This is a genomic window from Rhodococcus sp. OAS809 (genome assembly GCF_040546695.1).
GTDB classification, from domain to species: Bacteria; Actinomycetota; Actinomycetes; order Mycobacteriales; family Mycobacteriaceae; genus Rhodococcus_F; species Rhodococcus_F qingshengii.
The window spans coordinates 5,318,373-5,332,074 of record NZ_JBEPOI010000002.1 but is presented as its reverse complement, the minus strand read 5'-3'; the positions used below and the strand labels follow the sequence as shown (position 1 = coordinate 5,332,074).

Annotated in this window: 14 protein-coding genes and 1 pseudogene; 5 read left to right on the top strand and 10 right to left on the bottom strand. The window is 63.0% G+C overall.

All coding sequences use genetic code 11. From position 1 onward, the window contains the following. Positions 1–28: 28 nt before the first annotated feature. A complete protein-coding gene (locus ABIE52_RS28000; protein WP_192712237.1) occupies positions 29–1,330 on the bottom strand; it encodes an alpha/beta hydrolase in 1,302 nt (433 codons plus the stop codon). Positions 1,331–1,399: 69 nt separating this feature from the next. Here ABIE52_RS28000 and ABIE52_RS27995 point away from each other — a divergent pair, with 69 nt between their 5' ends. Beyond that, positions 1,400–2,011 carry a phosphoribosylanthranilate isomerase gene (locus ABIE52_RS27995; RefSeq protein ID WP_058037744.1) on the top strand — a complete coding sequence of 204 codons (612 nt, stop codon included), beginning with the start codon at positions 1,400–1,402 and terminating at the stop codon, positions 2,009–2,011. Here ABIE52_RS27995 and ABIE52_RS27990 read toward each other — a convergent pair. Continuing rightward, the gene (locus ABIE52_RS27990) at positions 1,999–2,910 is read right to left on the bottom strand and encodes a hypothetical protein (RefSeq protein ID WP_030535232.1); all 912 of its coding nucleotides are present in this window, start codon (positions 2,908–2,910) and stop codon (positions 1,999–2,001) included. The genes ABIE52_RS27995 and ABIE52_RS27990 overlap by 13 nt on opposite strands. Positions 2,911–3,119: 209 nt before the next feature. Here ABIE52_RS27990 and ABIE52_RS27985 point away from each other — a divergent pair, with 209 nt between their 5' ends. After that, positions 3,120–3,893 (top strand): SDR family oxidoreductase, encoded by a 774-nt coding sequence (locus tag ABIE52_RS27985; protein ID WP_064443775.1) that lies wholly within the window; start codon positions 3,120–3,122, stop codon positions 3,891–3,893. An 18-nt stretch (positions 3,894–3,911) separates the two neighbouring features. On the opposite strand, the gene ABIE52_RS27980 is transcribed toward ABIE52_RS27985, so the two are convergent. Together ABIE52_RS27980 and ABIE52_RS27975 are read right to left on the bottom strand one after the other, a co-directional pair. Beyond that, a complete protein-coding gene (locus ABIE52_RS27980) occupies positions 3,912–4,343 on the bottom strand; it encodes a nuclear transport factor 2 family protein (RefSeq protein ID WP_054827117.1) in 432 nt (143 codons plus the stop codon). After that, positions 4,340–5,263: an alpha/beta fold hydrolase gene (locus tag ABIE52_RS27975; RefSeq protein ID WP_192712236.1), complete on the bottom strand. Its 924-nt coding sequence runs from the start codon at positions 5,261–5,263 to the stop codon at positions 4,340–4,342. The genes ABIE52_RS27980 and ABIE52_RS27975 overlap by 4 nt, the downstream gene beginning before the upstream one ends. A gap of 111 nt (positions 5,264–5,374) precedes the next feature. Between ABIE52_RS27975 and ABIE52_RS27970 the strand changes: the two genes are divergently transcribed. After that, positions 5,375–6,376: an NADP-dependent oxidoreductase gene (locus tag ABIE52_RS27970; protein ID WP_003939765.1), complete on the top strand. Its 1,002-nt coding sequence runs from the start codon at positions 5,375–5,377 to the stop codon at positions 6,374–6,376. A 54-nt stretch (positions 6,377–6,430) separates the two neighbouring features. Here the strand turns inward: ABIE52_RS27970 and ABIE52_RS27965 are convergent, their stop codons facing one another. Continuing rightward, positions 6,431–7,579 (bottom strand): CaiB/BaiF CoA transferase family protein, encoded by a 1,149-nt coding sequence (locus tag ABIE52_RS27965; protein WP_003939934.1) that lies wholly within the window; start codon positions 7,577–7,579, stop codon positions 6,431–6,433. Next, on the bottom strand, positions 7,576–8,748 hold the full coding sequence (locus ABIE52_RS27960; RefSeq protein ID WP_003939770.1) for an acyl-CoA dehydrogenase family protein: 1,173 nt from the start codon (positions 8,746–8,748) through the stop codon (positions 7,576–7,578). The genes ABIE52_RS27965 and ABIE52_RS27960 overlap by 4 nt, the downstream gene beginning before the upstream one ends. A 159-nt stretch (positions 8,749–8,907) precedes the next feature. Between ABIE52_RS27960 and ABIE52_RS27955 the strand changes: the two genes are divergently transcribed. Beyond that, positions 8,908–9,978 carry a LacI family DNA-binding transcriptional regulator gene (locus ABIE52_RS27955; protein ID WP_007733803.1) on the top strand — a complete coding sequence of 357 codons (1,071 nt, stop codon included), beginning with the start codon at positions 8,908–8,910 and terminating at the stop codon, positions 9,976–9,978. Positions 9,979–9,982: 4 nt separating this feature from the next. Here ABIE52_RS27955 and ABIE52_RS27950 read toward each other — a convergent pair whose 3' ends face one another. From ABIE52_RS27950 to ABIE52_RS27940, 3 genes and pseudogenes are all read right to left on the bottom strand, one after another. After that, positions 9,983–10,534: an SRPBCC family protein gene (locus tag ABIE52_RS27950; RefSeq protein WP_165639031.1), complete on the bottom strand. Its 552-nt coding sequence runs from the start codon at positions 10,532–10,534 to the stop codon at positions 9,983–9,985. 50 nt (positions 10,535–10,584) lie between these two features. Then, positions 10,585–11,245 (bottom strand): annotated as a pseudogene (locus tag ABIE52_RS27945) (alpha/beta hydrolase family protein). Beyond that, on the bottom strand, positions 11,242–12,006 hold the full coding sequence (locus ABIE52_RS27940; protein ID WP_003940355.1) for an MBL fold metallo-hydrolase: 765 nt from the start codon (positions 12,004–12,006) through the stop codon (positions 11,242–11,244). Before ABIE52_RS27940 ends, ABIE52_RS27945 begins: the two are co-directional and overlap by 4 nt. A gap of 19 nt (positions 12,007–12,025) precedes the next feature. Here ABIE52_RS27940 and ABIE52_RS27935 point away from each other — a divergent pair, with 19 nt between their 5' ends. Then, complete coding sequence (locus ABIE52_RS27935; RefSeq protein WP_228232235.1) at positions 12,026–13,150, top strand: alpha/beta hydrolase; 1,125 nt, start codon at positions 12,026–12,028, stop codon at positions 13,148–13,150. Here ABIE52_RS27935 and ABIE52_RS27930 read toward each other — a convergent pair. Then, the gene (locus ABIE52_RS27930) at positions 13,086–13,676 is read right to left on the bottom strand and encodes a TetR/AcrR family transcriptional regulator (protein ID WP_030535226.1); all 591 of its coding nucleotides are present in this window, start codon (positions 13,674–13,676) and stop codon (positions 13,086–13,088) included. The genes ABIE52_RS27935 and ABIE52_RS27930 overlap by 65 nt on opposite strands. Between the last annotated feature and the right edge of the window lie 26 nt (positions 13,677–13,702).

The window sequence follows — 13,702 nt, the reverse complement described above, 5'->3', positions numbered from 1 at the left end:
AGAACACGTTCCAAAACCGGAACAGGATTCAGCTGATCAGTCCCATTCGCTGCGAGATCCACGTCAGCTCCTGCTCGACGCCGGCCGACCACACCGAAAAGCTGTGACCACCGGGAAGCTCGAGATACCTGGCGTCCATTCCGGCCGCTTTGGCCGCTTCGTACACCTTTTGCTGACCGGGCTTGAACTCATTGTCATCTGTTCCGACGACGAACACTCCGCCCGAGTTCGGGAACTTCCGAGTCGCCAGCAGGTCCATCGGATTCACCTTCACGAACGCCGCTTCGTCGCCGCCGAATATCTCGTCGACGGTTCGCTGTCGGTCACCGAGCGAAGGCTCCAATTGACCGGACAGATCGAGGAATGTCGGGTACACCTCGGGGTAATTGGTCGCCATCTGCAGTGAGCAGGTGCCACCGTAGGAGAGCCCGCCGATTGCCCACGCTCGCGGATTCGTGTCGATCTGGAACGCATTCGCCACCGCAGCGGGCAAGTCCTTTGCCAGATACGTGCCGACCTTGCCCTGTGACGAGTCGGTGCACAGCGGATTGGCCATCTGCGACCCTGTTCCATCGGCTATCACGACGACTGGAGCCAACCCCTCGTGATCTCGTGCAAAGGCATCCATTGTCGCGGTCAGCTTTCCGCCCTGGAGCCAGTCCTCGGGCTTGCCAGGCTGACCTGCCATGAGCACGAGCACGGGAAGAAGCGGACGCGGATTGGTGAAGTACGACGGCGGCAGATACACCTGCGCGTCGCGCGCGGAGAATCCTGAAATCGTCCCGGGGGCAGGCAAAGTCGTGACCCGTCCGCGAATCGGCATGCCCTCCGGCGCTTTCCACACAGTGTCGGTGGGATCGCCGGTGACAACAGGATCGGTCGGACCGGGAACTTCACTGAGTGAGATGCGGTCGAAATCGTCGTGTCCGAACGCAATTCCCACAGTCGGATACGCGGCGAAAACCAGATTGATCTGCGTCGCGGCAGTGATGACGACCAGAACCGTCGCGATCACGGACAGGAGCGCTTTCGCGGCGGTTCCGCCCGCCTTGATTCGCGGCCCGAGAAGTAGCAACGCGTAGATACCGATTCCGATCCACACGTAGATCGACATCTCGATGGGATCGGGGAACGGCACGATCACCTTTTCGACGGTGATACACACGGCGATCATGATCACCAGTGCAATCAGCCCCGCGATCGGCACCGCTCTGCGGTAGTACCAGCGCACGTTCGAACCGAGCAGCCACACACCACCCAGGACCCCAAGGACAGTCAGGATCACCGGCAGCGGTCCCGAGATCAAACTGATTCGGTAGAGCCAGTCCACGTCAAGCCTCTCGCGCGTAGAAATGTCGCACGCACGAGGCTAGACGACGACGCTAGTACTCTGTATCAGGTGACATTCATCAAGGTCTGTGGCCTACGCGACGTTGACACGGTCGACCTCACGGTGGGCCTGGGCGTCGACGCCATCGGTTTCGTCTTCGCCGAGAGCGTCCGCAAAGTCGACCCCACACTCGCAGTCGCTCTGCTCGCGCGAGTTCCCGATCACATCCGTGCAATCGGAGTCTTTCTCGGCAACCCGATCGGACAGATCCTCGAGATCGCGAAGATCACCGGGCTTCGCACCGTACAGGTTCACGATCTTGTCGACGCCGAGCAAGTGCAGCGGCTGCACGATGCCGGCCTCACCGTCATCCGCGCGGTCGTCTCCAGCAACGTCCGCGACGGTTACAATCTCGACCTCGGCGAGGACGAACTCCTGATCGACGGCGCAGACGCCGGATCAGGGGTGCCGTGGAACTGGGCCCAACAGCAATCGCGCCCGCAAGGCAAGTGGATCCTGGCGGGCGGACTGTCCCCGGACAACGTTCGCGACGCACTCGATGCCACCGGAGCCTGGGGCGTCGACGTCTCCAGCGGCGTCGAATCCTCCCGCGGCGTCAAGGACCACGCGTTGATCGAGAAGTTCGTGAGCGCTGTCCGCCAGACCGATCACTCGAAATAGGACGCGTAGTCGCTGAAAGCGACTTGGCCGGTGGGACTCGCTTTCACGGCGTCGGCAACGGCCGGCGGAATGGGAGCCCAGTGTGCAGGCATCGCTGCCGCCAGTGACGGCTTCAAGATGTAGAGCAGTGCGAAGTTCACTATCCAGAGCGGCGGCGCCATCGACATGCCGACTTCCGAACTCACATTGCCTTTGGTGTTGGTCACCAGCTGCGCTGCTCCCGAAATCTGCTGCGCTGCAAATCCGTAGACTGCCTGCACCGTGTATGCCGACTGATAGAGCGCAATCAGAGTGTGCGTCGCACCGTTGTTGCGCAACCAGGTGCCCACGAAACCGCCAGGGGCGATCAGCGTATTCACCTGTCGCGTCGGCGCATCCGCGTTGGCCGGACTCTCCAGCAATCCGTCTGGATTCACGTACAACCCGTAACTGGCCAGAACCGACGGCGTCGTGCCGGAATAGAGGGGCCGCCCGTTCGTATTGGTGAGAATCCGGGCGCATTCGTCGATCACCGCGGCGTCCTCGCGATTTCCGCCGACCCCTCCGCCGGAGATGAGATCGCGATACTGCTCCTCGGTCAAAGCGTCGGCTGGCTCGAGTCCGATCTGCGCGGCAATCTCTTCCGCAGTCTGCTGACCGAGTGGCTGGTTGAGTTGATCCGGAGTAGTCATCTGCGTGGGCGCGACGCTCTCGTAGACCGGTGCCCCGGCAAAAGGGATCACGAACCCGGTATCGACATTCTCTGCAACCGGTTGCGCGCCGGCCATCTGAGTGGTGGCAAACGAAAGTACGCACACCCCAACCAAAGCCAGAACCGAGACGGTCCCGCGATGAGACCGTGCTCCACGTCTACAGCCCTCGCCTGAGAAAGCCTTGCCTGCAATTCCATTGCCGCGCATAGGTCAACCTCCCGGAACGCAGTCGGGCGAATCAACTCGAGCTTGCATCTCAGTCAAACGCTGTGACCAGCGCCGTGTCAAGACACAGGTCAGGTCGAGGCACGGCGACAGCTCGCTCGATACAGGCGACAGCTCGCCCGCTACAGTGATGCTTCCATCTGAAGTGACCTCACCCCATTTGAATTGCAGGACATCTCTGGAGGCGAGCAGTGTCTGACAAGCGCGGGACCGTATTGATCACCGGTGTCGGTCGGAGCAAGTCGATCGGAGCGAGCCTCGCATTGGGCCTTGCCGAGGATGGTTGGGATCTTGCTATCGGCTACTGGGAGCCTTACGACGAACGCGTCGGGTTCGGGCGCGGAGCGCACGATCCGCAAGACATTGCCGAGAAGTGTCGCGCACTCGGAAGCCGTGTCGACCTGGTTCCCGGAGATCTGGCCTCGCCCGACGTGGCCGATCATCTCGTTGACGCTGCCGCAGCGCGGAACGACCTCCGTGGGCTGGTGCTCTCACATTGCGAAAGCGTCGACAGCTCGATCCTCGATACCACAGTCGAGAGCTGGGAACGACATTTCGCCGTCAACGCTCGCGCCTCCTGGCTGCTGATCAAAGCGTTCGCTGAACGGCTTCCGGAACAGCGCGACGTCAGTCAGGTGGCCGGGCGGATCATCGCACTCACCAGCGACCATGCGGCCCACAATCTTCCGTACGGGGCCAGCAAGGGCGCTCTCGACCGCATCGTCATCGCCGCCGCAGTCGAACTTGGATCACGCGGCATACGAGCCAACGTCGTCAACCCAGGACCTATCGACACAGGATGGATGACACCCGAGATCAGACAGGCCACAACCCTCCAGACTCCTGCCGGCCGGCTGGGTACTCCCGGCGACACTGCAAACCTCGTCCGGTTTCTGATGTCCGACGCCGGAGGCTGGATTACGGGACAACTCCTTCACTCCAACGGCGGATTCAGTACGAACTGAGCCTTGGCCGGACTCAGTTCAGGCTTTGTAGGTCGGTAGCGTCTGCCCGAGCCTCTTACCCATTTCGGCAGCCAAAGCCGCGAGCCCGCTGGCCGGACGCACCATGACCTCGAAATCGACGATCTTGCCGTCCTCGTCGAATTCGACCATGTCGATTCCCTTGAGACTCTTGTCGCCGATGTTCGCACTGAATTCGAGCACGACCTGTCGACCGTTGGCTCCGGCGAACTGACGGTGGTACTCGAAGTTCTCGAACACCTGGATCACCGTATTGAGAATGAGCACAACGGCATCCGCGGACTGGTACGGCTTGAATCCCGTGGGCGATCGGAACTGCGCGTCGGGCGCGACGATCGTCGGTAGCGCCGACAGATCGCCGGTTTCGATCATGGTGTGCCACAACTTCAGTGCAGCTTCGACTTTCGGTTCGAGCGTCCATTCCGTGCTCATGCTTCTACCCTTCCCTCGACGTTTCCTGCCGCTTGATCTACCGGCTCTTGACTTGCGACGGACCACGCACTCAACACAGTTCGCACCCCGGTCACGAGTTGCAACGGCTGATCGATCATGACGTGATGTCCGGCTTCGGGAATCTCCGCCACGATGGCCTCCGTTCCGAACAATCCGCGCATGTGCTCCATGAGTCGATCGGACACGATGCCGTTCTCGGCTCGGAAATAGGCTACGCGGCAACGTGGTTCGCTGTCGAGGACATCTTCGGCGCCTACTCGGAGAAAGAAATTCGGATCGAACTTCCACGACCAACCGCCCTCGACTTCCTCCATCGACGTGGCCGCCACATGGTCACGCACCGCAGGCAGACCCGAATCCTGCGGCGGAACGAAGCGGAAACGGCCCATCGCGTCTTCCCTGGTGGGATAAACCTTCTTGGGGCCGAACGCATTCTGGCGTCGAGCCGCCTCCTCTTCGGGCGTACGCGCCTTGAGCGGAGAATCGATGATGACAACCCCGTCCAACAGTTCGCCATGCAGATGCGAGGCCACGAAAGAAACAATCCCACCCATACTGTGCCCCACCAGAATCGGCTTGCCGTCGATTCCCCCGGCCTCGGCCGCCGCCAGCACCTCGCGAGCCCACTGGGACATCGCGTAGGCGTCGCGAGTGTCACTGTCGCCGTGGCCCGTCAAGTCGAGAGCGACGACGCGGCGCCCCTCGGCGAACTGCGGCGCAATGTGATCCCACCAGCGACTGTGGGCGGCGCCGCCGTGAATCAGCACGATTCCCTGCCCCGCCGGCCCCCAAGCCCGAAAGTGCACCGAGGCGCCCTCGACCTCCACCGAGCCCGTCTCGACCGGCGCTGCCAACGCCCGAGTGAACCAACCAGGCGCGTCTTCGACCACATTGCTCATCGATCGAACATACATAGTCGTCAATCGGTTCATCCAACTCTTCCCAGTTCGTGATCCATCACCTATATTGAATCCGGCCTCAAGTTCAATTCGTATCGCCGAAGGGGAGAGATGACCAACCGCCAAGTACGCCTCGCCGCCCGCCCGACAGGACTTCCCGACGCTTCCACCTGGGAATACGTCGATGCCGAGATCCCGTCCGCCGGACCGGGCGAGTTTGTCGTCAAGGTCGAATACCTCTCCCTCGACCCCGCGATGCGCGGTTGGCTCAACGACGTCAAGTCGTACGTTCCGCCGGTCAAGCTCGGTTCCGTCATGCGCGCCCACGGCGTCGGACGCATCACCGAATCACAGCACCCCGATTACCAGGTCGGGGACATCGTGGCCGGATCCTTCGGCGCTTCCGAGTACGGCGTTTCCGACGGTACAGACGTCACTCGGGTCGACGAATCGATCGCTCCCCTACCGACCTGGCTCGGCGCTCTCGGTTTCCCCGGCGTCACTGCGTATTTCGGATTACTCGACGTCGGAAAGCTGAAAGACGGTGACACCGTCGTCGTGTCCGGTGCCGCGGGTGCGGTCGGCAGTCTGGTCGGCCAGATCGCAAAGCTCCACGGGTGCAAGGTCATCGGCATCGCCGGCGGTCCGGAGAAGTGCGCGTGGCTCACCGAGGACCTCGGCTTCGATGTCGCCATCGACTACAAGAACGAATCCGTATACAAGGCGCTCAAGTCCAACGCTCCCGACGGAATCGACGTGTACTTCGACAACGTCGGCGGAGAAATTCTCGACGCCGCTCTCTCCCGTCTGCGCCTCGGCGCTCGGGTGGTCATCTGCGGCGCCATCGCGGGCTACAACGCCACCGAACCTCAGCCAGGCCCTGCTCACTACCTGTCACTTCTCGTCAACCGCGCCACGATGGCCGGCTTCGTGGTCTTCGACTACCTCGATCGCTACGCAGAAGCACAAGAGCAGATCGGAAAGTGGATCAAGAGTGGCGAATTGACTGCTCGCGAGCACGTCGTCGACGGCGGTATCGACGCGTTCGGCGACAGCCTCAATCTTCTCTTCGCCGGAGCGAACACCGGAAAGCTGGTCTTGAAGGTCAGCTGAGTCGGCCACACACGCAGATCGGCCACCGGTATTCCGGTGGCCGATTCGCTTGGGTCAACTGACTCCGGACGGAGTGGGAACGCTGTCCTCCCCCAACCGCGGCGGGGCCGACCGATAGGTTGCCGGCGTGCCGCTCATCCGAATCGGATTGGCTACCTGCCGAGTCGGTGCATCGCGACGCGGGTCGTCGATGGACACCACCGGATCGAGATTCAGCCGTTCCGCCAGCGCTATCGCGTCGGCGATGTCGTTGAGAGGCCCACACGGAACACCTCGCTCGGTCAGTGCCTCGAACCACGAGTCCGCAGAGCCCTTGGCCAATGCAGCAGTGACGGCGTCGAACAGTTCTTCTCGATGCGCAACCCTGTCGCTGTTGGACGCGAAACGCGCATCAGCGGCAAGTTCGGAAACTCCGAGAACCTCTGTCAACGAACTGAATTGCCGATCATTGCCGACCGCGAGGACCAGCGGACGGTCCGCGGTGTCGAATACCTCGTATGGTGCGATGCTCGGATGCCGGTTGCCCATTGCCTGCGGCACCACGCCCGCGGCCACGTAGCCGGACGACTGGTTGGCCAGTGCGGACAGCAACGAGGACAACAGATTGACCTCGACGTGCTGCCCTTCGCCTGTGCGATCGCGATGGCGCAGCGCTGCAAGGATTCCCACGCTGGCATGCAGGCCGGTGATGACGTCGACCACCGCGACACCGACCTTGGTGGGAGTCTTGGGATCGGGTCCGGTGATACTCATCAATCCGCCGACCGCCTGAATCAACAGGTCGTATCCCGGCAGAGAGTTGTTGCCACCGAAGCCGCTGATCGAGCAGTAGACCGCACGCGGATTCATTTCTCGGACAGCGTCGTAGCCCAGCCCCAGACGGTCCATCGTTCCCGGCAGGAAGTTCTGCACCACGACGTCCGCATTGCGAACCAGCTCGCGTGCACTCTCCAGATCCTCGCGCTCGCGCAGGTCCAGAGTGACCGACTTCTTGTTGCGGTTCACCGACAGAAAGTAGCTCGACTCGTCCCCCACCCACGGTGGGCCCCAGCTGCGAGTGTCGTCCCCGACACCCGGCCGCTCGATCTTGACGACCTCGGCACCCAGGTCGGCGAGAATCATCGTGGCGTACGGACCGGCGAGGACGCGGCCGAAATCAGCGATCACCAACCCGTCGAGCGCTCCGACAGCGTCTGCCGTCACCGGAAAGCTTCTTCACCGGTGAGAGCGCGGCCGATCACGAGCTGGTGAACCTCGGACGTGCCCTCGTAGGTGAGAACGGATTCGAGGTTGTTGGCGTGCCGGATCACGGGGTACTCGAGCGTGATGCCGTTGGCGCCCAGAATGGTTCGGCATTCACGGGCGATCTTGATGGCCTCGCGGACATTGTTGAGCTTGCCGGTGCTGACCTGCTCGGGGCGAACCGTCCCGGCGTCCTTGAGGCGCCCGAGGTGGATGGCGAGCAACTGCCCCTTGCCCAATTCGACTGCCATGTCGGCGATCTTGGCCTGGGTGATCTGATACGCGGCGAGCGACTTGTCGAAGACCTTGCGATCACGTGCATATGAGATCGCAGTCTCGAGGCAGTCACGTGCTGCACCCATTGCCCCGAAGATGATGCCGAAGCGTGCCTCGTTGAGGCAGCCGAGCGGGCCGGACAGTCCGCGAGCCTTGGGCAGCATCGCCGAGGCAGGCAGACGCACGTCCTCGAGCACCAGTTCCGAGGTGACCGACGCCCGGAGCGACATCTTGTTCTTGATCTCGGGGGCGGAGAATCCCGGAGTGTCGGTGGGAACGACAAATCCGCGCACGCCGTCGTCGGTTCGAGCCCAGACCACGGCGACGTCCGCGATGGAGCCGTTGGTGATCCACATCTTGGTGCCGTTGAGGATCCAGTCGTCGCCGTCGCGCTTGGCGTTGGTTCGCATACCGCCGGGGTTGGATCCGAAATCGGGTTCCGTGAGACCGAAGCAGCCGATGGCTTCACCCGCCGCCATTCGCGGGAGCCATTCTTCCTTCTGCTCTTCACTTCCGTTGTGGTGGATCGCGAACATGGCGAGCGAGCCCTGGACCGAGACGAGGCTGCGAATGCCCGAATCGACAGCTTCGAGTTCCTGGCAGGCCAACCCGTACGCCGTGGCGCTCATCCCGGCACAGCCGTAGCCCTCGAGGTGCATGCCCAGTACGCCGAGCGCGCCCAGTTCCTTGGCCAGCTCACGAGCCGGCAGTGCTGCCGCTTCGAACCATTCACCTACGTGCGGGCGAATGCGATCGTCGACCATCTTGCGGACCGTGTCGCGGATCGCGATCTCCTCGGCGTCCAGCAGGGTGTCGATGGCAAAAAGCTCGGACAGGGACTGCGGCGTGGTCACGGGGCCTCCAGTGTTCTCGGGCGCAATCCTTTGCGAGAACGATTGCGCAATCGTTTGCATCGCCTAGAGTAGAGCCCGGTTGCGCACCCGTCAATCCCCGAACTGCCGACCGACACCGAATCAACTCAGGACCGACGCACACCAGGAGCCACGACGCAGATGACGCCCGATCCGTCGAACCGCAGCAACGGCCGTCCGCCGACGTTGCGCGAAATCGCCGACCAGGCCGGGGTCCACATCTCGACGGCGTCGCGGGTCCTCCGTCAGCCCGAGCCCGCCGACGGCTGGTCCGACTCCGCACTCCGAGTTCGTCAGGTTGCCGAGGAACTCGGTTACCAACCGAATCTGTGGGCAGCCAGCCTTCGTACCCGCAAGACCACCACCATCGGCGTCGTGATGCCGAGACTGACAGACGTTGTAGTGGCCACCATGTTCCAAGGCATCGAGGAAGCCGCCACCGCAGCCGGGTACTCCGTCTTGCTCTCCAGCCCGCCCGACGATCTGGAAGCGCAACGCAAAGCGGTCGAGTTCCTGGTGAGCCGACAGGTCGACGGTCTCATGCTGAGCAGCATTCACCTGCCGGGTACCGATTTCGTCGACTCGCTCCCCCTGCGCTCACTGCCGATCCTGCTGCTGAACCGGCACATCGACTCGGCGACGTCATCCGTCAACCGAAGCCTTCCCTTTGTCAGCGGCGACGACCGCCTCGGCGGCTACCTCGCGGGGAAGCATCTACTGGACTGCGGCTATCGCGATCTCGGAGTGATCGCGGGGCCGGATCACGCCAGCACGTCGCGGGAACGCGTCGCGGGTTTCCGCGATGCCCTGGCCGAAGCCGGTCTGGAACTGCCGCCGAACCGAATAGTGGCCTCCGAGTTCGAAGTTCAAGGGGGTGTCGATGCGGCTGCCACACTGCTCAGTGGGAACACGCGCCCTGACGCCGTCTTCACGGTGAGCGACACCATCGCGATCGGCGTACTCGGTGTGGCCCGTGATCTCGGGTTGAGCATTCCCGACGATCTTGCGTTGGTCGGCTACAACGACATTCCGGTTGTCTCCCAACTCCCGGTGCCCCTGACGACGGTCAGGTCCCCCGCTCGAAAGATCGGTGCGACCGGGCTCGAGCACCTACTGGCACTGATCTCCGGCAAGAGCGTCGAATCCGTGAAGCTTCCCGTCGAACTGATCGCGCGAGCCTCCACCAGAAAGCCTGCCAGTCGCAAACTCTGAGCAGCTACCAGACCTGAGATTCGTCGATGCCCAACTGTCGCGCGTAACCGGAGTTGAGTGCGTCCCAGCCGTACTCGCGCGCCCGTTCACCCACAATCGGTCCGAAGGGCTCGCCTGCCAGAAGGGCATCGAGTACGTCGAAGCACAGATGCCACCCCGCAGCGAGCGCCGACGCCATCCCCTCGGCGCGCGACCTCTGCGTCAGCACGACGCGGGTACCGCCTTCGATCGGGGTCAGGTCCCACACCAATTCGTCCGGGCCCCACTCGTGTTCGAGCCGCCGAGTGGTCTCCACGACGTGAACGGTGACCGGCAGCGACATTTCGGGGGCGCCGTCCTCGGTGAGCATGGTGATCACCGCATCACCGGTACGGCTCAGATTCCGATCGGCGGTGTACGGCGTCCATTGCGCCAACATCTCCGGGTCGGTGATCGCCTCCCACACCTTCTCGACGGAATACGGCAGAACCCGAGGAAAGCTGACGACTGTGTCGTCACCGTCGACGCTCACCATGACGTCGGACAGGGCACTGGGCTGATACGGCTGGGCACTCATGGTTCGATCTCACCAGGAACCACCGACACGGGCAACCGCCCGCTCGGCGTTCAGAACGCAAACACCGCCGATGCGGCCGCGACTGTCTCCTCCACCACCGGAAATTTCACCACGGACAAGTCGTGTCGAGCTCCTTCGAACTCCACCAGACGCGTCGCGGCGGGAATCGAGGCGAGTGCTGCCCGCATCTCCTCCGTTGTCGCGAACTCGTCCTTCGAACCGTGGACGACAACGGTCGGTGTGTTCAGGTCGGGCAGGTGTTCGGTTCTGAGCTTCTCGGGCTTCTTCGGTGGATGCAGTGGATAGGAGAGAAGGACCAGGCCGTCGACAAGCCCCGGGTTCTCCGCCGCAAGCATCGACGTCTGCCGACCGCCGTACGAATGTCCGCCGAGCAGAACGGGTCCGGTCACCGAGTAGTCCTTGCGAAGAGCAGCAATCACCTCGGCAATGCCCGCGCGATCCTCTGCAGCACGCGACGGATGCGGAGGCCCCGAAGCTCGACGCACCCGAAACGCGAGATCGAAGCGCAGAACTTGCACTCCTGCCGCAGCAAAGCCGTCGGCAACAGCACGCGAACAGCACGGTGTCGCAGTTACTTCCTGCGCCGTGAGTCAGTGCAAGCGTGGCGACGGGCGACGCGAAGGACACAGAAGCAGGTCGATGAAGGAAACCGTGCACCGCACCTTCGTCGACCGTTTCGACAGTAGTCATGGACGCATCCTTGTCCGACCCGCTCGGGCCTGTTCGACCGCGGCAGTCATGCTGCCCTCGTAAACCGGACCGTGTCCGGGAAACAGCACGCCGGCAGGTGCAGCGGCGATATTGTCCAACGCCTGGTCGGTCGCTTCACGGTCATGATTGAAGGGGCACACCAGAAACTGTGGTCCGGCGACGCTCGACGTCGCGTGTCCGGTCACCAGAGCGTCACCCGACGCGATCACTCCTGCGTCGGGAACAAGGTAAGCGCTGTGGCCGTCGGTATGCCCATGAGTGGGAATCGGCACGATCCGACCGGGAACGTCCAGCGCACCACCGGACGCAAAGGACTGTGCCCGAGGCAGTTCCGCACCTTTCAACGCGCCGACTCCGATCACGTCGCGAAGCCATTTCGGAGCACCTCGCCGCCACAACAGCAACGGAACTCCGGCCGGCGACAACTGTTGCAGATACTCCCTCTTCGCATGCGGCACTTCCAACGGATCCATCAGGACCGGAACCTCGAGCCGAGTCACGATGTCCGCGATCCCACCGATGTGATCGATGTGCGCGTGAGTGACGAGAATTGCCCGAACATCCCCGAGCTGGTGACCGATCTGTTCGATCGAGCGTTCGACGTCGGTGCCGTTGGCCGGATATCCGCCGTCGATCAAGGTCAGATCGGACCCCTCTTCGACCAGGACCCAATTGGCGTGACCGCACCGAACCAGATGTGTGTTCTCGATCTGCGTGATCGACAGTGCCGCAGTAGTCATGCTTGGTAGTCTGCGCCACGTGTCGGAATCCGTGAAGCAGGCCAGCAGCCGCAGCATTCGAGATCGCGCCGAAGCATCCTTGGTGGCAGCCGCATTCGCACTGCCCAGCGCGGTGAAACGTCGAATCACCGGACCACCCGTCGTCATCGAGGGCAACACGCTCGACGCCGACGCACACCTTCTGCTCACGCTCGCGAAGACGCGGCCACTCCCCTCGCATTCAACCGATCCCCAGTCACTCGCCGCTGCTCGCGCCAATCTCACCCGAACCGCGATCATGATGGGCGGCAGGCCCACGCCCGTCCACACCGAGGAGATCTCCGTTTCGGGTGCCGACGGCCCGCTTCGCGCCCGGCTCTACGTCCCGACAGCCGACACCGGCGCTCTGCTCGTCTACTTCCACGGCGGCGGGTGGGTACAGGGCAGCATCGAATCCCACGATGCCCCGTGCCGCCTGTTGGCCGAAACCTCCGGCGCACGGGTCATCTCGGTCGACTACCGGCTCTCACCCGAATTCGCTTTCCCCACACCGGTACACGATGCCTACGCCGCCTACCTCGATATCGTCGACCGCGCCGACGAGTTCTGCGCAGACCCGACGCGCATCGCTGTCGGGGGCGACAGCGCGGGCGGGCATCTTTCCGCAACGGTCGCGCTGCGTGCCCGCGACGACGGCAAGACCCCACCGGCGGCGCAGCTGTTGATCTACCCCGCGACCGACTTTCACGAGAAGGCCCCCTCGCGAACGACGTTCGGTGAAGGTTTCTTCCTGACCGAGGCCAACATGAACTTCTACGAGTCCAGCTTCCTCGGCAGCAATGCCGATCGACTCGATCCGATGGTGTCGCCGCTACGCGCCCCCGACGCGACCGGACTGCCGCCGGCCATCGTGATCACGGCGGGATTCGATCCACTCCGGGACGAAGGCGAAGCCTACGCAGCTCGATTGCGCGACAACGGTGTTCACGTGACCGATCGACGCTATCGCGGGTTCATCCACGGCTTCGTCAACGTTCTGGGACCGAGCGTGGGTTCGCGCACCGCCGTCGCCGAGATCGGCGGAATGCTCCGCGTTCTACTCACCCACCCAGCAAAATCTCCCGCAACGTATCCACCAGCGGATCAACCGGCAGCTCAGGGCTGATCGCACGCTGTAGCCCCAAACCGATTCCGACGCTGAGTATGCGCAGTGCCGCGGCGTTCGGGTCCAGTGCCGGCGTCACGCCGTTGGACTCGGCAAGATGTTGCACCACTCCGGCAATCAGTCCGCGCACCTGATCGGCACCCGTCGCGATCTTTTCGCGGATCTCTTCGCTGTGCCGCGATCGCACCGAGAACTCGACTTCGAGCAACGTCCATCTCTTGTCCCCGATGGTTCGCTCGGCCCATCGCGCGAACTCGGCCACCGCGTCGTCGAGCGTCGAATTGGCTCCGAGCTGTGAGGTGATCTCGCCGACCTTGGTCAACCTGATTCGGCCGAGCACCTCGGCGCACAACTCGTCCTTGTTCTTGAAGTTCGAGTACACCGCACCTTTGGAATAACCGGCATCCTCAGCGATCTGATCGAGCGACGCGGCGGCGTACCCGCGATCGAGGAAATGTTCGACGGCCGTCGCCAACAAGGTCTCGCGGGTCATCGCCTGCGCTTCCTGCCTGGTCAATCGCGCCATCGGAACCTCCTCGCGGTTCTGAGTAT

What these genes read in the sequence shown, in the direction of transcription:
- ABIE52_RS27990 (WP_030535232.1), bottom strand. Translation starts at nt 2,910, where the DNA reads ATGCGCGGCAATGGAATTGCAGGCAAGGCTTTCTCAGGCGAGGGCTGT.
- ABIE52_RS27980 (WP_054827117.1), bottom strand. Translation starts at nt 4,343, where the DNA reads ATGAGCACGGAATGGACGCTCGAACCGAAAGTCGAAGCTGCACTGAAG.
- ABIE52_RS27975 (WP_192712236.1), bottom strand. Translation starts at nt 5,263, where the DNA reads ATGAGCAATGTGGTCGAAGACGCGCCTGGTTGGTTCACTCGGGCGTTG.
- ABIE52_RS27970 (WP_003939765.1), top strand. Translation starts at nt 5,375, where the DNA reads ATGACCAACCGCCAAGTACGCCTCGCCGCCCGCCCGACAGGACTTCCC.
- ABIE52_RS27955 (WP_007733803.1), top strand. Translation starts at nt 8,908, where the DNA reads ATGACGCCCGATCCGTCGAACCGCAGCAACGGCCGTCCGCCGACGTTG.
- ABIE52_RS27950 (WP_165639031.1), bottom strand. Translation starts at nt 10,534, where the DNA reads ATGAGTGCCCAGCCGTATCAGCCCAGTGCCCTGTCCGACGTCATGGTG.
- ABIE52_RS27940 (WP_003940355.1), bottom strand. Translation starts at nt 12,006, where the DNA reads ATGACTACTGCGGCACTGTCGATCACGCAGATCGAGAACACACATCTG.
- ABIE52_RS27930 (WP_030535226.1), bottom strand. Translation starts at nt 13,676, where the DNA reads ATGGCGCGATTGACCAGGCAGGAAGCGCAGGCGATGACCCGCGAGACC.